This is a genomic window from Streptomyces sp. CY-1 (genome assembly GCF_047218265.1).
Classification (GTDB): domain Bacteria; phylum Actinomycetota; class Actinomycetes; order Streptomycetales; family Streptomycetaceae; genus Streptomyces; species Streptomyces niphimycinicus.
In genome coordinates this window covers 2,116,354-2,136,159 of the sequence record NZ_CP178393.1, presented here as the reverse complement: position 1 = coordinate 2,136,159, position 19,806 = coordinate 2,116,354, and the positions used below count along the sequence as shown (strand labels likewise).

Annotated in this window: 16 protein-coding genes; 10 read left to right on the top strand and 6 right to left on the bottom strand. The window is 71.7% G+C overall.

Annotated features, from left to right (window positions below; all coding sequences use genetic code 11):
* Window positions 1-213: 213 nt before the first annotated feature.
* The gene (locus tag ACK1X7_RS08895; RefSeq protein WP_385156792.1) at window positions 214-1,224 is read right to left on the bottom strand and encodes an NADP-dependent oxidoreductase; all 1,011 of its coding nucleotides are present in this window, start codon (window positions 1,222-1,224) and stop codon (window positions 214-216) included.
* 223 nt (window positions 1,225-1,447) lie between these two features.
* On the opposite strand from ACK1X7_RS08895, the gene ACK1X7_RS08890 reads away from it, so the two are divergent.
* Window positions 1,448-2,455 carry a GlxA family transcriptional regulator gene (locus ACK1X7_RS08890; RefSeq protein WP_390792702.1) on the top strand — a complete coding sequence of 336 codons (1,008 nt, stop codon included), beginning with the start codon at window positions 1,448-1,450 and terminating at the stop codon, window positions 2,453-2,455.
* On the opposite strand, the gene ACK1X7_RS08885 is transcribed toward ACK1X7_RS08890, so the two are convergent.
* On the bottom strand, window positions 2,438-3,676 hold the full coding sequence (locus ACK1X7_RS08885; protein ID WP_413114912.1) for a PucR family transcriptional regulator: 1,239 nt from the start codon (window positions 3,674-3,676) through the stop codon (window positions 2,438-2,440). The genes ACK1X7_RS08890 and ACK1X7_RS08885 overlap by 18 nt on opposite strands.
* Window positions 3,677-3,933: 257 nt before the next feature.
* On the opposite strand from ACK1X7_RS08885, the gene ACK1X7_RS08880 reads away from it, so the two are divergent.
* A complete protein-coding gene (locus ACK1X7_RS08880) occupies window positions 3,934-4,206 on the top strand; it encodes a hypothetical protein (RefSeq protein WP_413114911.1) in 273 nt (90 codons plus the stop codon).
* Between the two features lie 22 nt (window positions 4,207-4,228).
* Here the strand turns inward: ACK1X7_RS08880 and ACK1X7_RS08875 are convergent, their stop codons facing one another.
* Window positions 4,229-4,978 carry an SDR family NAD(P)-dependent oxidoreductase gene (locus tag ACK1X7_RS08875; RefSeq protein WP_385156801.1) on the bottom strand — a complete coding sequence of 250 codons (750 nt, stop codon included), beginning with the start codon at window positions 4,976-4,978 and terminating at the stop codon, window positions 4,229-4,231.
* Between the two features lie 96 nt (window positions 4,979-5,074).
* Between ACK1X7_RS08875 and ACK1X7_RS08870 the strand changes: the two genes are divergently transcribed.
* The 3 genes from ACK1X7_RS08870 (at window position 5,075) to ACK1X7_RS08860 (ending at window position 7,522) form a co-directional block, all read left to right on the top strand.
* Window positions 5,075-5,683, top strand: coding sequence for a TetR/AcrR family transcriptional regulator (locus ACK1X7_RS08870; protein WP_385156804.1), 609 nt, complete (start codon window positions 5,075-5,077; stop codon window positions 5,681-5,683).
* Window positions 5,684-5,801: 118 nt separating this feature from the next.
* Window positions 5,802-6,836, top strand: a complete 1,035-nt coding sequence (locus ACK1X7_RS08865; RefSeq protein WP_413114910.1) for a threonine ammonia-lyase — start codon at window positions 5,802-5,804, stop codon at window positions 6,834-6,836.
* Between the two features lie 65 nt (window positions 6,837-6,901).
* A complete protein-coding gene (locus ACK1X7_RS08860) occupies window positions 6,902-7,522 on the top strand; it encodes an L-threonylcarbamoyladenylate synthase (RefSeq protein ID WP_385144336.1) in 621 nt (206 codons plus the stop codon).
* Window positions 7,523-7,596: 74 nt separating this feature from the next.
* On the opposite strand, the gene ACK1X7_RS08855 is transcribed toward ACK1X7_RS08860, so the two are convergent.
* Window positions 7,597-9,051, bottom strand: a complete 1,455-nt coding sequence (locus tag ACK1X7_RS08855) for a glycoside hydrolase family 28 protein (RefSeq protein WP_390792569.1) — start codon at window positions 9,049-9,051, stop codon at window positions 7,597-7,599.
* Between the two features lie 11 nt (window positions 9,052-9,062).
* A complete protein-coding gene (locus tag ACK1X7_RS08850; RefSeq protein WP_413114909.1) occupies window positions 9,063-12,083 on the bottom strand; it encodes an alpha-L-fucosidase in 3,021 nt (1,006 codons plus the stop codon).
* 220 nt (window positions 12,084-12,303) lie between these two features.
* Between ACK1X7_RS08850 and ACK1X7_RS08845 the strand changes: the two genes are divergently transcribed.
* From ACK1X7_RS08845 to ACK1X7_RS08825, 5 genes are all read left to right on the top strand, one after another.
* The gene (locus ACK1X7_RS08845) at window positions 12,304-13,308 is read left to right on the top strand and encodes a LacI family DNA-binding transcriptional regulator (RefSeq protein WP_385144330.1); all 1,005 of its coding nucleotides are present in this window, start codon (window positions 12,304-12,306) and stop codon (window positions 13,306-13,308) included.
* Window positions 13,309-13,525: 217 nt separating this feature from the next.
* Window positions 13,526-14,989 carry an alpha/beta hydrolase family protein gene (locus tag ACK1X7_RS08840; protein WP_413114908.1) on the top strand — a complete coding sequence of 488 codons (1,464 nt, stop codon included), beginning with the start codon at window positions 13,526-13,528 and terminating at the stop codon, window positions 14,987-14,989.
* 176 nt (window positions 14,990-15,165) lie between these two features.
* On the top strand, window positions 15,166-15,447 hold the full coding sequence (locus ACK1X7_RS08835) for a polyprenyl synthetase (protein WP_385144326.1): 282 nt from the start codon (window positions 15,166-15,168) through the stop codon (window positions 15,445-15,447).
* Window positions 15,440-16,537: a polyprenyl synthetase family protein gene (locus ACK1X7_RS08830; protein WP_413114907.1), complete on the top strand. Its 1,098-nt coding sequence runs from the start codon at window positions 15,440-15,442 to the stop codon at window positions 16,535-16,537. Before ACK1X7_RS08835 ends, ACK1X7_RS08830 begins: the two co-directional genes overlap by 8 nt.
* An 88-nt stretch (window positions 16,538-16,625) precedes the next feature.
* The gene (locus ACK1X7_RS08825; RefSeq protein WP_385144322.1) at window positions 16,626-17,789 is read left to right on the top strand and encodes an oxygenase MpaB family protein; all 1,164 of its coding nucleotides are present in this window, start codon (window positions 16,626-16,628) and stop codon (window positions 17,787-17,789) included.
* Window positions 17,790-17,870: 81 nt separating this feature from the next.
* Here the strand turns inward: ACK1X7_RS08825 and ACK1X7_RS08820 are convergent, their stop codons facing one another.
* The gene (locus ACK1X7_RS08820; protein ID WP_413114906.1) at window positions 17,871-19,391 is read right to left on the bottom strand and encodes an FAD-dependent oxidoreductase; all 1,521 of its coding nucleotides are present in this window, start codon (window positions 19,389-19,391) and stop codon (window positions 17,871-17,873) included.
* Between the last annotated feature and the right edge of the window lie 415 nt (window positions 19,392-19,806).

The window sequence follows — 19,806 nt, the reverse complement described above, 5'->3', positions numbered from 1 at the left end:
CGAGCCCCTGGGCCCGCGTCCGCCTCGGCATCAGTGGTCTCCCTCGGGCGCCCGTCACGGGGGTCGGTGCCGACCGGGTCGCGACACAGCGCGTTGTGCCGCGGAACCAGGCGAGCCGGTGTCTGAATCGTGAACGAGTGGGCGAGGCGCCATGCGTATCGGCTGAGGTGCCTCGCCCTCCTGTGTCACGGCACGGCCCCGGGCCATCCCGCCTCAGCGCACGGTGATGACCAACTTGCCCGTGGTGCGGCCGGTCTCCCCCTGGACATGGGCCCGGGCGCCCTCGGCGAGCGGGAAGGTGCCGGAGACATGGGCGCGGAGCCTGCCCCGGTCGACCAGCTCGGCGATGGCGCGCATCCCGGCCTGGTCGTGCTCGACCAGCAGGGTGACGGCGCGGACCCGTGCCCGCTCCGCCGCGGCCCGGGTGTCCTGGGCGCCCGGCAGCAGGGAGACGAGGACACCGCCGGGGCGTAGCACGCTCACCGAACGGGTGGCGGTCTCCCCGCCGAGGGCGTCGAGGACGACGTCGTAGCGCTCCTCGGTGTCGGTGAAGTCCTCGGAGCGGTGGTCGACGCAGACATCCGCGCCGAGTTCGCGCAGGAAGCCGTGCTTGGGGGCGCTCGCCGTCCCGGTGACATGTGCGCCGCGCTCCTTGGCGAGCTGTACGGCGAGATGGCCGACACCGCCCGCCGCGGCGTGGATCAGTACCCGCTGCCCGGCCCGCAGGTCCGCGGTGTCCACGAGGGCCTGCCAGGCGGTGAGCGCGGCCAGCGGCAGCGCGGCCGCCTGGACGTGGTCGATCCCGGCGGGCTTGGCGGCGAAGGCGCGGGCGGGGCCGGTCACATACTCGGCGTGGGAACCCGCCCCGTACGGGTAGGGCAGCATGCCGAACACCTCGTCACCGGGCTGGAAGAGGGTGACGCCGAAGCCGGTCTCCACCACGGTGCCGGAGACGTCCCAGCCGAGGGTCAGTGGCGGGGGCGGCAGGAAGATGCTCAGGGCGCGGTGCTTGAAGTCCGTGGGGTTGAGCCCGGCCGCGTGTACGGCGACGAGGATCTCGCCGGGGCCGGGCGCGGGCCGCGGCAGCTCGGTGAGCCGCAGGACCTCGGGGCCGCCGAGGGCCGTCTGGTGCAGGGCGAGCATCACGGGGGCGCCGTCCGGGGCGGCAGCCGGGGCCGGGGAGTCGAGGTTGTCGGGGGTGTCCGTCGTGTCCGTCGAAGTCATGGCTCGATCCTGGCCGTACGGTCCGGGCCCGGGCGATGGCCAGAAGGTCAGCCTCCGATACATTCCTGCCATGCCGATCGACCCTGCCGCCCGCCACGTTCCCGGGACCCACCGCGCGTCCGGCGCCCGCGCCACTCCCACTGCCCGTTCCGCGTCCGCCGCGTCCGCCGCGCCCTCCCGGGCCCGTGAGCTTGCCGACCGTGCGGCCGAACTGGAGCGCCGGATGCGCCCGGACCCGCGGCCCGGCGCCCACAAGGTCGTCGTCCTCGCCCTCGACGGCGTCTATCCCTTCGAACTCGGCATCCCGCACCGGGTCCTGGGCTCCGCCGACGGCCGCTACGAGGTGCGGTCCGCGAGCGTGGACGGGCGGCCCGTGCGTACCGACTCGGATCTGACCGTCACCCCCGGGCACGGCCCCGAGGTGCTGGCCGAGGCGGACACCGTGGTCATCCCGCCGTACGCGATCACCCGGGCCTCGGCCGCCACCCCGGAGCCGCAGGCCCTCGCCGCCCTCTCCCGGGTCCGCCCCGGCACCCGGCTGGTGTCCATCTGCACCGGCGCCTTCCTGCTGGCCGCCGCCGGTCTCCTGGACGGGCGCCGGGCCACCACCCACTGGGCGCTCACCGACCACTTCCAGGAGCTGTTCCCCCGGGTCGAGCTGGACGCCGGTGTGCTCTTCGTCGACCACGGTGATGTGCTGACCTCCGCGGGGGCGGCGAGCGGTGTCGACGTCTGCCTGCATCTGGTGCGCCAGGACCACGGCAGCGAGGTGGCCAACCATGTCGCCCGTTGTTGCGTCGTGCCGCCGTACCGGGACGGCGGGCAGGCGCAGTACATCGAGCGGCCGCTGCCGCCGGCGAGCGAATCCGGCACCGGACCGACCCGCGACTGGGCGCTGCGGCGGCTGGAACTGCCCTTGTCGCTGGACGAACTGGCCGCGCACGCGGCGATGAGCACCCGTACCTTCGCCAGGCGCTTCCGGGAGGAGACCGGTCTGAGCCCCGGCCGCTGGCTGACCCAGCAGCGGCTGCGGCGGGCCCGGCACCTGCTGGAGTCCAGCGACCTGCCGGTGGAACGGGTCGCCCACGAGGTCGGCTTCGCCACCGCCACCTCGCTGCGGCGGCACCTGGCGGCGGAGGCGGGGGTGGCCCCGTCGGCCTACCGGCGCACCTTCCGCGCCTCGGGTCCGGCCGCGGGTGGCGTCAGGGAGGCATCACGGGCCGGGGGCTGAGGGGCCGTTGTCGCCGGATGTGCGCTGCGCACTCGGCAGAAGGTCCAGCGTGAGCAGGCCGAGATAGCCGGCCAGCAGGAAGCGGTGGTCCTCCAGCGAGCTGCCGCAGAGCTGCTCGATGCGGCGCAGCCGGTTGAGGATCGTATTGCGGTGGCAGTACAGCACTCCGGCGGCACGGGCGGCGGAGCGGCCGCTCTGGTACCAGATCGTCAGCGTCTCGAGCAGCACCTCCCGCTCGTCGTCCGGCAGGTCGAGCACCGCGCCCAGGGCGCGCCTGGTCAGCCGTTCGGCGAGGGCCGGGCTGGAGATGACCAGGGCCTCGGGCAGCCGCTCGGCGATCCACGCCACCTCGTCGCCCTCGTGTCGCACGGTTTGCAGGGCGACATCGGCCGAACGGTGCGCCTCGGGCAGTTCCTGCATCGCGTCGAAGGGGTCGGAGACGCCGATCCGGCCGGCCGGATTGCGGTTGAGCGCCCTGATCAGCCGGGGCACGCTGGAGTGGCCGAGTGCCACCAGGCCGATCTCGCGGTCGCCGCGGATGCGCCAGGCGGCGGGGAATGAGTAGGCCGCGCAGGCGTCGCGGGCGGCGCTGAAGGTGTGATGGGCGGCGATGTCGAAGGTCGCCACGGCCACGGCGTACGGGCCGGTGGCCGGCAGGCCGAGGATCTCCAGTGCCTCGGCGGCCAGTTGGGGGTCGCCGCCGCGGCCCTCCAGCAGGGCGTCGAAGGTGGCCTGCTGGCGCTGGGCGTCCCGGCGCTGGAGTTCGGCCTCGGTGGTGCGATAGCCCTGGACGACGGCCTCGGAGTGACGGTCCATGACGTTCATCACGGCCGTGGTGACCTGGAGGAATTCCGTCAGTTCGGTGTGGGAGCGGCCCTTGACCTCGGCCAGCAGCGAGTTGAGCACCAGCTCGGTGGCGAGCCGGTAGGCGCGTAGCACCGCTTCCAGCGGCACCCCCTGCTGGGCCCGGCGGCGTCCGGTGGTGCGCGCCACCGCCAGTTCCTCCTCCTGCGGGCGCTCGACTCCCGCCAGGGATTCCAGGATCGCCCGCAGGTTCTCCTGCACCGATGCGGCGAGGATCTCCAGCGGTACGGCGCCGATCGCCTGGTACATCGGCTCCTGCGCGACGATCTGCCCCACGATGCGGCGGCTGAGTTCCGGGACCTGGCCGAGCATGCGATGGGCCACCGCCGTAAAGGCGGTGCGGGAATCTGCCGACATGTGTCGGGAGGGTAGCGAGGGAATTCCACTGCGTGAACAGCCCGTGACCGTCGGCTTGAGAACACCCGGACTCAAGTGCGAACGGGGGGTTGAACAGCAGGCGAACGCGCCCCGCACAATCAGCCCCGCCAGAGGCTGTGCACCGGAACAGAGCGGCAGCTCGGGCCCACACATACCGTGAGCCAACCGAGAGATCCCCGCCGTTCACGGACCCGGCGCACTCGCGTCACGGGTATCCGCTCAGGGAGGCGAATGCGATGCAGGAGATGCAGTACCGCGCACCGGACGGCGAGCGCGAGGGGTGGCTCGAACCCGCCGAGCACAAGGGGTGGTTCGAACCAGGACACCGGCACGCGCCCCAGGCGAAGCAGGGCGCCGTGGTGACCACCACGATGCCACTGCCCCGCTCCGAGCCCCCCGTGCCGCACCAGGGCCGGCCCCAGCCGCGCAGCGCGCCCGCCCACCACACCGGTGTGCACACCGGCGCGGCGGCCGTGCCCGCCGGACCGGTTGCCCCCGAGGCCCGCTGACATGGGGGGCGGCCGGTGTCGGTCAGAACTGGTTCTCGCCCCCGTCGACGTACAGGTTGGCGCCGAGGATGAAGCTGCTCTGCTCGGAGGCGAGGAAGGCCACCGCGTTGGCGACCTCCTCCGCGCGCCCGATCCGGCCGAGCGGCACGCCAGCGGCGAACTGGGCCTTGGTGACGGGCGCGTCCGCCGTGGCGGCCACTCCGTCCAGCCCGGGAGTGTCGATGGTGCCCGGGGAGACCACGTTGACCCGGATGTTCCGGTCCTTGAGCTCGTTGGCCCAGGTCCGGGAGAAGGACCGGAGCGCCGCCTTGGAGGCCGCATAGGCGCCGAACGCCGCGACACCGTCGTCGGCGCGCACCGAGGAGTTGAGGATCACCGAGGCGCCGTCGTTGAGCAGCGGCAGTGCCTTCTGCACGGTGAACACCGTGCCCCGCACATTGACGTCGAAGGTCTGGTCGAAGTGCTCCTCGGTGATCTGCTCCAGTGTCGCGAACGACGCGGCGGCGGCGTTGGCGAACAGCACGTCCAGCCCCCGGCCCCGGGCGCGGACCGTGTCGTACAGCCGGTCCAGGTCGGCCAGGTTCGAGATGTCGCCCGCCACCGCGGTGGCCCTCGCCGAGCCGATGGTCTCCACGGCCGCGTCCAGTTGGGTCTTGCGCCGGCCGGTGATGAACACGTGCGCGCCCTCGTCCGCCAGCCGTACGGCGGTGGCCAGGCCGATGCCGGTGCCGCCTCCGGTCACGACGGCGGTCTTGCCCTCGAGCTGTCCCATGAGAATGACCTCCCCAAAGAGTTCAGTACCGATCGGTACTGAATAAGACCATAGCACTTCCGTACCGATCGGTGCGGAAGGGATAGGGTGGGCGACATGGATACGCACCCGAAGGCGTCGATCGGCCGGCCGCGAGGATTCGACGCCGACGAGGCCCTCGAACGCGCCATGCGGGTCTTCTGGGAACAGGGCTACGAAGGCGCCAGCCTCACCGATCTGACCAGCGCCATGGGCATCACCCGCACCAGCATGTACGCGGCCTTCGGCAACAAGGAGGAGCTGTTCCGCAGGGCGCTGGAGCGCTATACCGAAGGCCCCGCCTCGTATGCGGCCCGGGCCCTGCGGGAACCGACCGCCAGGCAGGTGGCCACCGCGTTCCTGGGCGGCTCCGTCCGGGCCACCACCCGCCCCGACTGCCCCACCGGATGCCTCGGCGTCCAGGGCTCCCTCGCCGCCGGCGACCCGGGGCGCCCCGCCCGCGACGCCCTCATCGCCTGGCGCGACGAGGCCATCTCCCACCTCCGCGACCGGTTCCAGCGGGCCGTCGACGAAGGCGACCTGCCCCCGGACACCGATCCCGGACTGCTCGCCCGCTACCTCATGACCGTGGCGAACGGCATCGCCGTCCAGGCCGTCGGCGGCGCCACCCGCGACGACCTTCAGCAGGTGGCCGACATGGCCCTGCGGACCTGGCCGGCCGCCTGACACCATCCACTCCATGGTCATCGCCCTGGCCATGACCTGGTCACCGGCCGGCCTGAGACAAGGCGCGTACCCTGCCGATGCGGGACCCCGCTCAGACCACGCGAGAGGACATCCACCGTTGTCCGAGATCCACGATCGACCCGGGGAAGTGAACACGGCGGCCGTCGCGGACGGCGCCGTGCCCGGCTTCGGCATCGACTCCATCCACGAGGCGGCGCGGCGCCTGTCCGGTCATGTGGTGCGGACGCCGTTGCTGACCTCCCCGATGCTGGACGAGCTGGTCGGCGCCCGTGTCCTGGTCAAGGCCGAATGCCTCCAGGTCACCGGCTCGTTCAAGGTGCGCGGGGCGCTCAACGCCCTGCTCACCCTGGACGAGGAGGCGCGCCGTGCGGGGATCGTGGCCTACTCCGCCGGTAACCACGGGCAGGGCGTGGCCGCGGCGGCACGGCTCGCCGGTTGCCCCGCGGTCATCGTCATGCCCCGGGACGCCCCGCGCATCAAGGTCGACAACTGCCGCTGGTGGGGCGCCGAGACCGTCCTGTACGACCCGCGGAGCGAGGACCGGGAAGAGGTGGCCCGGAAGATCCTTCAGGACCGCGGCATGACGCTGATCCCGCCCTTCGACGACGTCAGGGTCATGGCCGGGCAGGGCACCGTCGGCCTGGAGATCGCCGAGCAGGCGCGCGAATTGGGCCTGGCCCCGGACGCGGTCCTGGTGAACTGTAGTGGCGGCGGGCTGGCCGCCGGTGTGATCACCGCGCTCCGCCACGCCTTCTCCGGCCTGGCGAGCCACATCGTCGAACCGGCGGGCTTCGACAAGATGGCCCGGTCCCTGGCGACCGGCCGCGTATGCGCCAACCCCCGACCGCCCGGCGGTCTCATGGACGCGATCTCCGGCCCGGCGGCCGGTGCGCGCCCGCTGGCCGTCCTCCGCCACCACGAGGTGACCGGCCTGACCGTCACCGACGGGGAGGCCCTGGCCGCCATGGCCACGGCCCACCGGCTCCTCAAGATCGTGGTGGAGCCGGGTGGCGCCGCGTCCCTGGCGGCCCTGCTGTCCGGGAAGGCGGACGTACGGGGCGGGACCGTGGTGCTCGTGGCGTCGGGCGGCAACGTCGATCCAGCCGTCTACCGGCGGGCCCTGGCGGACTGAACCGCCCCGCCGCCGATCAGGCCACCGAGGTCGAGACGTGCCGTCGGTGCACGTAGGCTCGGTGGATGGCGAAGTATTTCGATGTGCATCCCGATAACCCTCAGCAGCGCACCATCAGCAATGTGGCCGAGCGGATCCGCTCCGGTGGGCTGGTCGCCTATCCGACGGACTCCTGCTTCGCGCTGGGATGCCAGATGGGCAATCGCGACGGAATCAATCAGATCCGGTCGATTCGCAATCTCGACGACCGTCACCACTTCACCCTGATGTGCCAGAACTTCGCGCAGCTCGGCCAGTTCGTGCACATCGACAAGGATGTGTTCCGCGCGATCAAGGCGGCGACGCCCGGCAGTTACACCTTCATCCTCCCGGCGACGAAGGACGTACCGCGTCAGTTGCCGCATCCGAAGAAGAAGACGGTCGGGGTCCGGATCCCCGACCATGTCGTCACCCAGGCCCTGCTCGCCGAGCTGGGTGAGCCACTGCTCTCCAGCACCCTGCTGCTGCCCGGCGAGGACGAGCCGATGACCCAGGGCTGGGAGATCAAGGAACGGCTCGACCATGTGGTGGACGCCGTGGTCGACTCGGGCGACTGCGGCACCGAGCCGACCACGGTCATCGACTTCTCCAGCGGCGAGGCCGAGATCGTACGCCGGGGGGCGGGCGACACGGCACGGTTCGAGTAGCCGCGCCACCGGGCCCCGGCCACGCCCCGGCCACGCGCCGGCCACGCGCCGGCCACGCGCCGGCCACGCGCCGGTCAGGCGGGTGGCCGGTGTGGCACCTCCTGGCCGTTGACGATGACCCGCCGGAAGGTCAGCTCGTCGGTGTAGGCGACGCTGTCGGGGTTGACGATGCCCGTGAACGTGGAGCGGGAGAGGCGCACCCCGCGCAGATGATCGGTGTCCAGGCCGACCAGCCGCAGCACGGTCTGGGCGCCGTCGATCGCCATGCGGTCCATCTGGATGTTCCGCACGGACACCGGCAGGGTCCCGTTCTCGCCGCCGTTGTAGGCCATGGTCACGAACGCGATATCGCGCTCCACGTCCTGTCCGGTGAAGTTCCGGATGTGCACACCGTCGATGAAGCCCCCGCGCTTCTTGTTCGCCTTGACGTACAGCGCGTGCTTGACGGGGTAGCGGCCGGGGAAGTCCGGCGGGTTGATCTCGCAGTTCTCGGCGAAGATGTCGTGCACCCCGCCGGACATCTCGCTGCCGACGGTCATCCCGCCCCAGCGGCCGGAGAACTGGCAGTCGCGCACCACGATGTTCCTGCTCGGCACGCCGACACGGTGGCCGTCCTCGTCCCGGCCGGACTTGACGGCCACGCAGTCGTCGTTGGTGTTGAAGCGGCAGCCGGTGATGAGTACGTCGGAGCAGCACTCCGGGTCGCAGCCATCGGTGTTGTAGAGCGTGCTGTCCACGGTGACACCGCGCACGGTGACATTGCCGGAGAGCACTGGATGCACGGTCCACATCGGCGGGTCGACGATGGTCAGATCGCTGACCAGGACGTTGCGGCAGCGGTAGAACTGCACCATCTTCGGCCGCAGATAGTGGCCGTCGCCGAAGACGCGCCGGGCCACCGGCGTGCCCGTGGAGCCCATCTCGCGCAGCAGTCTCTGATCGGCCCCCTGCGGTCCACTGTCGCGGTACCAGCTCTCCCACGGGCCGAGCCGCGCCTGCCCGTCGAGGATGCCGGGTCCGGTGACCGCGACATCCCGTGCGCCGTACGCGTAGATGAAGGGCGAGTAGTTGTAGCACTCGGTGCCCTCCCAGCGGGTGAGCACCACCGGCAGGAAGTCGCGCGGATCGGGGCTGAAGGCGATGGTGGCGCCCGCGGTGACACGCAGGTTCACCCGGCTGCGCAGATGGATCGCACCGGTGAGGAATCGGCCCTCGGGGACGACGACCCGGCCGCCGCCCGCCCGGTGGCAGGCGGCGATGGCGGCCCGGAACGCCGCGGTGTTCATCGTCCGCCCGTCGCCGACCGCGCCGTAGTCGGTGATCCGGAAGCTCCGGCGGGGGAAGGCGGGCGGCCTGATCCGGTCCAGGATCCCCGGCACCGCGCGCCACGCCCCGGTGTAGTCGGTGGCCGCGCCGGTGTGCGACGTGGCCGCGTACGCCTGCCCCGTGGGCAACTGGGGGAGCAGCGCGCCTGCCGCCAGCAGACCGCCGGTGCGCAGCGCCGAGCGGCGGGAAGGTCTCGGATGCATCGCCTGGCTCCTCAGGTGGTCCGGCCGATGGAGAGCCGGTCGAGGTCGGGGGCGGACTCGGTGTCGTTGGAGATCTTGATGGTGTTGGCGCCGGATGTGAGGGTGACCGGGATGGAGGTCGTGCGCGGGGTGGTGTTCCCGGTGTCGGTCACGGTCACCTTGGTGGCCGGGCCGCCGTTGACGCTCACCTGGAACGAGCGGGTGCCGTTGACCGTGTAGTCGAGGTGCAGCGTGTGCTGCCCGCCGTCGGGGACGACGACATCGGGGAAGACCATGGCCGCCTGCTCGCTGCCGCCGATGTTGCGCACCTTTTCGCCGCCGGAGCAGGGTCCGCAGTTGGTGAGGCCCGTGCTGCCGAACTGGTTGGCCGAGTCCTCCGCCTCACGTGCCCAGATCCGGTCGGCGGGCAGTGGCCGCACCTTGACCTGGTCCGAGACCGACTTCTGCCGGCCGAGCACACCGAAGTCCGCCGTGACGGGGATATCGGCCGAACCGGCGTCCTGGCCGGGCGGGGAGGTGATCGTCCAGGTGCCCCGCACCGTCTGGCCGAGCCGCAGCGAGCGGGCCGTGACCGGGCCGCCGTCCGCGGTCCAGCCGGCCGGCAGCCGGGGGGCGAGGCTGACGCCGTCGAGCTGCTCGTCGGCGTCGAGCCGGAGAGCCGCCGTGACGGTGAGGGACCGCTGCCCGGGACCCACCCACTGGAGACCGTGGGGCCGCACGGTGAGCGTGGTCCTGGGGGTGTACGAGGCCGGGGGCAGCGGGGCGACCGCGATCCGGTCCAGCCCCGGGCCGCGGCGCGCGGTGCTGAAGACCTTCACCGTGTTGCCGCCCGCCTTGAGCGGCACGGACACCGCCGTGCTCTCCGGCACCTCGGGGCTGCCCGCGACGACGGGAACCTCGACCGGTGCCGCGCCGTTGACGCTCACCGACAGCGAGGAGGCGGCCTTGGCCGTGTGGTCCAACTGGAGCCGGTAGTCGCCGCTTTCGGGGGCGCGGAGATCGCGGTACGTCACGGAGTTGCGCGCCCCGCCACCGAGGCCGTCCACCCGCCGGCCGCCCGAGCAGGCCCCGCATGCCACCGAGTGGACCGCGCCCGACGACGCGTTCTGCCGGGCCTCGGCCTCCAGCGGCAACTGGGTACGGGTGGTCTTCGAGCGGCCGTAGGCCACCTGGATCTCGTCGATGCGCAGTTGCTCGTAGAACTCCGGCGCCTGTGGGCCGCCCCACAGGCTGCGCACCTCCAGCTTCAGATAGCGGGCGTCGCTGCCACCGATGTCGATGTTCCGCACCCCGCGGGCGCTGGGCAGGGTGCCGGAGCGCACCTGCGTCCAGCGCTTGCCGTCGCCGCTGGCGTAGACGCGGTAGTCCTTGATGCGCGCGGAGTCCTCGGGGCGCCCGAAGGACGACCGGGCGTGCGTCGGCGACCACTCGCGCTGGTTCACCGCCAGCGCCGTGGCGTGCTTGCGCGCGCCGAGGTCGAGGGTGACGGAGACGGGCAGCTCGCCGTCGCTGTCCCAGTAGGTCTCGTAGTCGCCGTCGGCGAGGTCGGCCGCCGGGTGGCCGGTCCGCGCGGAGGTGGCGGTGGCGCCGACACCGGACTGCGGATAGAAGGGCCGTCGGCCGTCGGTCTCGACCTTGAAAACGGTGTCGTACGGATCCCAGTCATGGATGCCGAGGATGGACAGATGGCCGCCGGACTGGCTGAAGCGCATCCTCTCGCCGGTGCGGAGATTGGTGACCCGGCGCACCGTGTAGCCGTTGTCGCCCAGCCGCACCATGTCGCTGCGGGGCGGGGTGACCACGTGGACGTACTGGGTGCGGTCGCCGCTCTCGCCCCGGCCCACGGTGACCACGCCATGGGCGCCGTCGTTCCAGAACCCGGGTCGCATCCCGCCGTACATATAGCCGCCGCCCTCGACGCCGTACACCGACTCCTTGATGGGCTCGACCCACTTGCCCATGAAGTCGTTGAACTTCTCCTGCTGGGGCGGGAGTTCGCCGTTCACCATGGGCGTCTCGGCCATGAGCGACTTGATGGAGGAGCCCGCGTTGGTGATGTAACGGCCGGTGCCGAGCCGGGCGTCGACCTCGTGGTCACCGCCGTCGTACCACCAGTCACCGGTGGTCGGCAGCTTGTAGTCGGCCTCGGTCAGCCGGGGCATGGGGACGGTCACGGCGGCCGGGTAGTCGTACGCCGGGGTCATGCCGGTCTTCTGCTCATTGCTGACCGTGTCCATGATCGGCGTGTCTTCGTTGTTGTTGCTCAGCAGCCAGTCCGGGCGGCGCTCACGGATCTTCTCGTAGAGGCCGTGCTCCTCCCAGTACTCGTTGTCGTTGTCGATCCAGAACCCCGACAGATCCGGGTACTTCTCCATGGCCTCGAGGAACAGGTCGTAGCTGTACCTGCCGAAGCCCTGGCGCGTGGTCAGGTCGACCTGTTCGCCCTTGTACGCCGAGTAGGCGGCCGAATCCAGCGTCTCGACGCCATCCGCGTTGTGCCACTGCGGATCGTCGGTCATATAGAGGACGATATGCACGCCCTTGGCCTTGCCGGCGGCCACCAGCTCGCCGAGCAGATCGCGCTCGGTGGCACAGCTACCGGGAACCTTCGACGGCCACGGGCGGGCGTAGCCCAGCCTGCTGTGGAAGGTGGCCAGCACGATGTACGAGGCGCCGAGCTTGCGCGCCTCGTCCACCCAGTAGTCGGCGCTCCAGCCGCCCTTGGTGACATCGCGCTCCCACTCGGCGCAGTCGCGGTGCTGGGGGTGGGTGAACATGCCCCAGTGCAGGAAGAGCCCGGCGGTGGACTGCCGCAGCCACTCCTGCCGGGGGTGGTGGACCTCGGCCTTGGCGGGGGCGGCGAGCAGGCCGATGGCCAGGGCGAGTACGACCGCCGCGCACACGGCGCGCCACCGGGCGCGGGTGGCTCGGATGGCACGTGTGGTGCGGCTGGCACGTGTGGTGCGGCCGGGCCGGTCGGGCCGGGCTGAAGAGATGTGGAAGGGGCGGAGCGGGATCCTCGGCGTGGGCATATCCTGTCCTCCGTGAACGTTCCCGTGAGCGCTCACGGAGCACTGTCCGGCCCACCCGGCCGCCGTGTCAATACGCGTGCGGCGGTGGGGTGTTATGCGGTGGCGATCCGTTGACGCCCGTCGTCGCCGCGGTGACTATCAAGGCGGGAGTGGATCGGGGACCGCATCCATGAGCGCGCCCGAGTGCCACGTCCGCGGGTGGCGGAGAGGGGTGGGGACCATGCCCGCGAACGACAGGTCGCGCCGTATCACCATCGACGACGTGGCGCGCTCGGCCGGGGTGTCCCGGCAGACCGTGTCCCGCGCGGTCAACGACAAACCGGAGATCGACCCCGCCACCCGGCAGCGGGTGCTGCTGGTGGCCCAGTCCATGGGGTACCGGCCCAGCCGGTTCGCCCGTGGCATGGTCGGCCCGGGGCTCACCACGCTGGGGCTGGTCATCGCGGACGTACTCAACCCCTTCTTTCCCGAGGTGGTCTCCGGTGTGCTGGCGGCGGCCGACGAGCGCGGCTGGCAGGTCGCCGTCTACAGCACCGGATCCGCCCTGGAACGCGAGACCGCGGTGGCGGAGACCGTGGTGAACCACGTGGACGCGTGTATCGCCTTTCTGCTGGACCCCGGCGCCATCGAGCTCATCCGGCGCTCCGGGATGCCCTTCGTCCTGCTGGACAACGAGCACCGGCCACCGGCGGTGAGCGGCGGGCGGATCGACTTCGCCAGCGGAATGCGCCAGGTGGTCGGCCACCTCGTCGAGCGCGGCCACCGCCGGATCGCGATGCTCGACGACCGCGGGCGCCCCGACGCGGGCGACCGTGGCACCCGGCACTCGCTGTTCCTCGGGACCGCCGCCGAACTGGGGCTGCCCGCCGACGAGAGCTGGGTGTTCCCGGCGGCCAACTCCCTCGACGGCGGCGCGGCGGCCATGGAGGACGTACTGGACACCGGCTTCGGCGCGACGGCTGTGCTCGGGTACAACGACCTGATCGCCATCGGTGCCATGCGCCGCGCCCGCGACCGCGGGGTGCGGGTGCCGGAGGACTGCGCGTTCGTCGGCTGCGACGGACTGACGCTGAGCCGGCTCGTGGACCCACCGCTGACCACCCTGACGGTCGACAAGGAACTCCTCGGCCGGGCCGCGGTGCGGCAGGTCGCGGCGCAGATGACCGGTGCCGGAACGGGCGAGACGGTGATCGAGCCACGCCTGGTGGTCCGCGCCTCCTCCTGACCTCCCCGCCGCCGCCGTTGGGCGCTCCCGGCGGTTTCCGGCGGTTCCTGGCGGTTCCCGGCGGTTCCCGGCGGCTCCCGGCGGCTCCCGGCGGGTCCCGGCGGGTCCCGGCGAACAATATGAACGCAATGATCGACGGGATGGCGCTCACCCCCGGCGGTTCCTAGCATCCCCGTGCGCAGCGCAGCTTCGCGCGGAGCACGATAGGAGCCACTCCTTGCACACATCCGACACGCCCACGCATGTCTCCTGGTGGGCTTCACACCGCCGACGCCGTCCAGCGGTACTGGCGGCCGTGCTCGCGGCCGTGTCCCTCGGCGCACTCGGCAACGCACCCACCGGCCACGCCCAGACCCCCCGGCCCGCGGCCGCCACCTGCCCGGCCAAGCTGGCCGGGAAGGCGAAGTGCTACACCGGCCAGGACAGCAACGGGGCGTACTACGCGATCGCGGTGCCCACGCACTGGAACGGATCCCTCGTCGTGCACGCACACGGCGGACCCGGCCTCGGCGACTCCTCCGACCCGTCCCGCAGCACCGATGACCTGGAGCGCTGGGCGGTGATGGTCGACCAGGGATATGCCTGGGCCGGCTCCTCCTACCGCCGCGGTGGCTACGGGACCCGGATGGCCGCCGCCGACACCGAGAATGTACGCCGTCTGTTCCTCGCACGGTTCGGCAAGCCGAAGCGGACCTATGTCCACGGCCAGTCCTGGGGCGGCGACGTCGCCGCGAAGGTGGCGGAAACCTACGGCGCACAGCCCGGCGCCTACGACGGGGCGCTGCTGACCAGCGGTGTCCTCGGCGGCGGCTCGCGCGGCTACGACTACCGCGTCGACCTGCGGGTGGTCTACCAGTACTACTGCCACAACCACCCCCGGCCGACCGAGCCGCGATACCCCCTGTGGCAGGGGCTGCGCCCGGACTCCACCCTGACGAACGCCGGGCTCCGCGCCCGCCTCCAGGAGTGCACCGGCTACGCGTCCGACCCCGCGGACCGGACCGCGGCGCAACAGCGCAACCTCGACGACATCCTCGCCGTCACCCGCGTCCCGGAGCGCTCACTCGAATCGCATCTCCAGTTCTCGACCTTCACCTTCCGGGACATCGTGTGGAACCGGCTCGGCGGCCGTAACCCGTTCGGCAACCGGGGTGTGCGGTACTCGGGTTCACATGACGACAAGGCGCTCAACGCCGGGGTCGAACGGTTCTCGGCCGATCCCAGCGCCCGCCGTGACCTCTCCTACGACAGCGATCTCACCGGCAAGGTTTCCCTTCCGGTCCTCACCCTGCACGCGATCGACGACCCGACGGCCTTCGTGGAGCACGAGGCGGCCTACCGCGCCACTCTCCGCGGTGCCGGCCGGGGCGGAAACCTCGTCCAGACGTTCACGAAGGAGACCGAGCACAGTGCGCTGAGCGACTCCGAGTACGCCAACTCCATCTCGGCGCTGGACACTTGGGTGCGCACCGGCCGTAAGCCGACCCCGTCCTCGATCGCGGCATCCTGCGGCGCCTTCGACGACATCTACGGCAGCGGTTGCTTCTACGACTCCGCCTTCCACCCCTCGCCCTACGCCTCGCGGGTCCGTCCCCGGCCGGGCGGGCTCGGCTGGCCCGCCATGACCGCGACGCAGGAGCGGGCGTGGAGCCGGATCGGCGGTGTGGGGATCGCCCCCTGACGGTCCCCGCCCACCGGGGTCGGCCGCCTGCGGCCGACCCCGCGACAATCCGTACGCATGAGCGGTGACATCACTCGATCGTGAGTTGTTCCCTTCATATGCCCGGTGCGATGCCACGCTGGCCAGCACGGCGTATGACCAGCGCCGCCCGGACGTAGCCGAGGGTGGGGGATGGGATGGCGCAAGACGCGGGACGACATGGGGGACTGGACGAGCGGGCGGTGCTGCTGGCGGCCGGGCTGGCCGATCTGGCGGTGACCACGCTGGGGTCGGTGCTGGGGACGGCGCGGGGGTTGCTGCGCCGCTCGGACGGCGCGGAGCTGGCGGCGGAGGCCGAGCACGATCTACTGGCCCGCGGGCGCCTGGTGCTGGACCGGCGCACCGCGGCCGTCCCCCCGGCCCATCTGGAGATTCTCGCCCGGCACGCGCTGGCTCGGCGGGCCACCGGCGATGTCTGACCGGTGGGGGTCCGACCGGAGGGGGGCCGACCAGTGGGGGTCCGACCGATGGGGACCGGCCGCGTTCAAGACCCGCGTCGACGAGGTGCTGCACCGCTTCGTCGCCCAGGAGGCCGAGCAACTGTCGGCGATCGACCCGGCCCTTGGCCCGGTGGCCGGGCAGTTGGAGGCGGCGGTCGCGGACGGCAAGCGGCTGCGGGCGGCGTTCTGCTACTGGGGCTGGCGCGCGGTGGGGCAGCCGGACAGCGATGCGCTTGTGCGGGCGGCGGCCTCGATGGAGCTGGTGCATGCCGCCGCGGTGGTGCATGACGATCTCATCGACGACAGTCCGCTGCGGCATGGCCGGCCCACGGCGCATATCGCCCTGCGCGCCGCCGTCCGCCGTCGCCCGCGTTCCGTCGCCGCCGCCAGGTCGCTGGCGATGCTGGTGGGGAATCTGCTGATGTCGCTGGCCGGGCAGATGTTCGCCAGCAGCGGTCTGCCCGCCGCGTACCTGGCACGGGCCCGCCCGCTGTGGTCGCTGCTGGCCCGGGAGCTGATCGCGGGGGAGTGCCTGGAGATCCTGCGTACCGGGGCCGATCCGGACACCACGGCATCGCTGAAGGTGATCCGCTACAAGACCGCCAAGTACACCGTCGAGCAGCCCCTGCTGATCGGCGGAGCCCTGGCCGGGGCCGGTGAGCGGCTGCGCGAGGGCTACTCCGCGTACGGGCTGCCGCTGGGCGAGGCGTTCCAGCTCCGGGACGACCTGCTCGGCCTGTTCGGAGACCCGGAACGCACCGGCAAGGCCAACGCCGACGATGTACGCGGCCACCGGCCCACGGCCCTGCTGGCGGAGACCTGGCGCATCGCCGGTGACGGCGAGCGGGAGCGGTTGCGTGCCCTCCTCGGCCGCCGCGATCTGGACGCGGACGGCCTGGACGCGGTCCGCGAGGTGATGTCCCGGCTGAAGGCCCCGGACCGTATAGAGGCGATGATCTCCGCGCGGGTCGAGGAGGCCCTCGACGCTCTGCACGAGCTGGACACACCCCCGCACGCCGTCGCTGCCCTGACCGCGCTGGCGCGTTCGGCGGCGGTCCGCCTGTCCTGACCCCCCTCGTACAGGCGGGAGTTACGTGCCCTCTCGGCCGCCGCCCCCGCCCGTCGTGGACGACCCGTGAATGACAAGGAGTCCTGTCATGACCTACACCGAGGCATCGCTGGACGCCCTGCGGCAGGCCGGTGACGAACTCGCCGACGCCACCGTGGCCGCCCTCTTCGAGCGCGGGGAGGTGGGCACGTTCAACACCCTGATGCGCTATGTCTCCACCGTCGGCGCTCCCTTGCCGGACGGGCTGCCCGATGTCGCCCGGGAGTACCTCCGGGCCACCAGCGCCCCGCCCTCCTGGGTGGACTGGGGGGAGATGGAGAAGGCCCGGCTGTTCTTCATCGACAACAATGTGCACATCTCCACCGCGCTGTCCTTCGCCTCCATGCCCGCGTGCTACGTCGTCCCGCGGGTGGCGAAGCTGCTGTCGGCCACCCACGGGCTGAAGTACCCCGCCAAACGGATGGCGGAGACCGGCCAGTTCACCGTCTATCTGATGCAGCCCGGCGCCTTCGAGGCCGGCAGCCGCTTCATCCCGGCCGCCCAGAAGGTCCGCCTGCTGCACGCCTCCATCCGCCACCATCTGAAGCGGGAGAACCGCTGGGACACCGAGGCGCTCGGGACGCCGATCTGCCAGGAGGACATGATCGGCGGGCAGATGTTCTTCTCCCTGCTGGTCCTGGACAGCCTGCACCGCCTCGGCATCCACATGTCGACGGACGGAGCGGAGGCGTACTACTACGCCTGGCGCGTGGTCGGTGCCATGCTCGGCGTCGACCAGGACGCCGTCCCCGCGACCCTCGACGACGCCCGCCGGTTCCTCGACCTGTACATGGTCCGGTACATGGGGCCGTCCGAGGAGGGCGCGCACCTGACCAGGCAGCTCATCGACCTCTACGAGGAGGTCGTGCCCGGGACCTTCTTCGACCCGATCGTCTCCGCACTCATCCGCCACCTCGTCGGGGACACCTGCGCCGACTGGCTCCAGGTGCCGCGCACCCCGTGGGACACGGTCGTCAAGGCCGTGCCCCACCTCCTCGGCGTACTGGAGACCATCGAGGACCGCTCCCCGCTCGGGGCCTGGGCGCTGGACCGCCTCGGCCATCTCACCACCATCCTCGAACTGTCCTCCCTCACCCGCGGACGCGTGATGCACTACGCCATCCCCGAGCAGCTCAAGAAGGATTACGGCGTCCCCGGCTCGGTGCCCCGCACCCACCGGTGGACCCCGCCCGCCGCCACCGTCTCCCAGTGACCCGCCCGCCGCCACCGTCTCCCAGTGACCCGCGCACGCCCACGTTCGACGGCACGGCGAGGCGGGGACGGGGCAGCCGCATCAAGCCGCCGGGCCGCCGAACCATTGGACCGCGGCCCGCTCGAACGCCTCACGGTCGGGGTGGCGCTCACCTGCCCAGACCACGACGCCGTCCGGCCGGACGAGCACGGCGCCTGCCCCGAGGTCGTCTCTCGCCGGCCCGGCCGCGTACCGCAGCCGGTTCTCAAAGCCCATCGCCGAACCGCGCAGGCTCCGGTCGACGCTGAAATCGAGCACGATGCCTTGTCCGTCCCGCATCAGATCGCCGAGGCGCGTGCCGTCCTCGAGGCGAAGGTCCGGGGCGTTGCGGCCGACCAGTGGATGCTCGCCGCCGAGGTCGTAGCGGATCGACGATCCCGACACCTTCTGGAACACATAGGTCGTTCCGTCACGGGTCCCGAGCAGGTCGCGGACCACCGCTTGGATCGCCTGGCCATGCGGGTCCGGCCGCATGGCCGCCACCTGGGCGCGCGACCAGTCGAGCACCGCCGCGCCGATGCGATGACGCTCGCGGGTGTAGGTGTCGAGCAGCCCGTCCGGCGCGTGCCCGCGCACGGTCGCCGCGAGCTTCCATCCCAGGTTCATCGCGTCGCCGAGGCCGGTGTTGAGCCCCTGCCCGCCGAGGGGGGAGTGGATATGGGCGGCGTCGCCCGCGAGCAGGACGCGTCCCGCCCGGTAGGTCGTCGTCTGCATCGCCCGGTCGGTGAAGGTCGAGGCGAGATGGATGGCGCTCAGTGTCACATCGGTGCCGGACACTCGGCGCAGGACCGTCTGGAGATGGTCGCGCGTCGGCGGCTGCGAGCGGTCGAACGCGCCGCCGTCGAAGTCCATCATGCCGATATGCCCCTCCGTGGGCATCTGGATGTACATGCCGGTCGGTGTCAGGTTGAACCCGGGGCGCAGCTTCTCGGGGTCGGCGATGGTGGCGTGCAGGGTGTAGCCGGTGAGCTGCGGTTCGGTGCCGACGAACGCGAAGCCCGCGAGCCCGCGCACCGCACTGCGTCCGCCATCGCAGCCGACCAGCCAGCGCGCCGGGTACTCGTGCTCGCCCGCTCGCGCGACCACGCTCTCCTCGTCCTGGGCGATGGCCGAGACCGTGACGCCGCGCCTGATGTCCACACCGAGCTTGGCCGCCCGCTCGGACAGCACCGCCTCGACCGCTTCGAGGTGTGTCATCACGCCCTCCAGCGCCGGGCTGGGAAGCCGGAACGGCAGGGCGGCGACGTCGACCTTGGCCGGATCGAGCATCATCCCGGCGAAGTGGCCCGCGCTGCGCGGGGGTGACGGCTCGTCCGCGTCGGCGTTCGCGCCGGGATCGTCATGGACGCCCGAGGCCGTCAGCAGCGGGTACAGCATCCCGCGGCGGTAGAACGCCTCGACCGACGCGGCGGACAGGCCCCGCATCCCGAGCGGGTCCGCCCGCCACGGGGAGCGGGGCTCCGCCTCCCGTTCGAGCACCAGCACCGAGCAGCCCGCGAGGCCAAGCTCGCAGGCGAGGAACAGACCGACCGGACCGGCGCCCACGATCACTACGTCATGCACGACAGAACTCCCCTTCCGAAGCCTGTGGTCTTCAGGCACGGAAAGACTGACGCGGGCCGCTCACACGGGCCACACACGGCGCTGACACGGGGAGTTGTGATCGAGGTCACTCGGCGGCTATGTGCGGGGTAGGCGCTGCGCGGAGGCCGAGAGGACCCTTGCCCGGGAACCTTGAAGGACCCCTGCCCGGGAACCTTGGGCGCGAAGGCAAAAGCAAAGGCGAGGACAACTGTCTCTCCTCGCCACTTTCAACCTATAGCGCGCCGGGGGGCTTGCCGCAAGCCCCCGGTCACGGCGCAGAATCGTCGGCCGATGCCACAACCTGCGGAAATGGGGGCACGACGTACGTGTGTTGTTGTCGACGTATGGGGGACGCGATGACGTCGAACCAGGGGTGGGACCGGGCCGCGGTGCG

What these genes read in the sequence shown, in the direction of transcription:
- ACK1X7_RS08895 (WP_385156792.1), bottom strand. Translation starts at nt 1,224, where the DNA reads ATGACTTCGACGGACACGACGGACACCCCCGACAACCTCGACTCCCCG.
- ACK1X7_RS08890 (WP_390792702.1), top strand. Translation starts at nt 1,448, where the DNA reads ATGCGCCCGGACCCGCGGCCCGGCGCCCACAAGGTCGTCGTCCTCGCC.
- ACK1X7_RS08885 (WP_413114912.1), bottom strand. Translation starts at nt 3,676, where the DNA reads ATGTCGGCAGATTCCCGCACCGCCTTTACGGCGGTGGCCCATCGCATG.
- ACK1X7_RS08880 (WP_413114911.1), top strand. Translation starts at nt 3,934, where the DNA reads ATGCAGGAGATGCAGTACCGCGCACCGGACGGCGAGCGCGAGGGGTGG.
- ACK1X7_RS08875 (WP_385156801.1), bottom strand. Translation starts at nt 4,978, where the DNA reads ATGGGACAGCTCGAGGGCAAGACCGCCGTCGTGACCGGAGGCGGCACC.
- ACK1X7_RS08870 (WP_385156804.1), top strand. Translation starts at nt 5,075, where the DNA reads ATGGATACGCACCCGAAGGCGTCGATCGGCCGGCCGCGAGGATTCGAC.
- ACK1X7_RS08860 (WP_385144336.1), top strand. Translation starts at nt 6,902, where the DNA reads ATGGCGAAGTATTTCGATGTGCATCCCGATAACCCTCAGCAGCGCACC.
- ACK1X7_RS08855 (WP_390792569.1), bottom strand. Translation starts at nt 9,051, where the DNA reads ATGCATCCGAGACCTTCCCGCCGCTCGGCGCTGCGCACCGGCGGTCTG.
- ACK1X7_RS08850 (WP_413114909.1), bottom strand. Translation starts at nt 12,083, where the DNA reads ATGCCCACGCCGAGGATCCCGCTCCGCCCCTTCCACATCTCTTCAGCC.
- ACK1X7_RS08845 (WP_385144330.1), top strand. Translation starts at nt 12,304, where the DNA reads ATGCCCGCGAACGACAGGTCGCGCCGTATCACCATCGACGACGTGGCG.
- ACK1X7_RS08835 (WP_385144326.1), top strand. Translation starts at nt 15,166, where the DNA reads ATGGCGCAAGACGCGGGACGACATGGGGGACTGGACGAGCGGGCGGTG.
- ACK1X7_RS08830 (WP_413114907.1), top strand. Translation starts at nt 15,440, where the DNA reads ATGTCTGACCGGTGGGGGTCCGACCGGAGGGGGGCCGACCAGTGGGGG.
- ACK1X7_RS08825 (WP_385144322.1), top strand. Translation starts at nt 16,626, where the DNA reads ATGACCTACACCGAGGCATCGCTGGACGCCCTGCGGCAGGCCGGTGAC.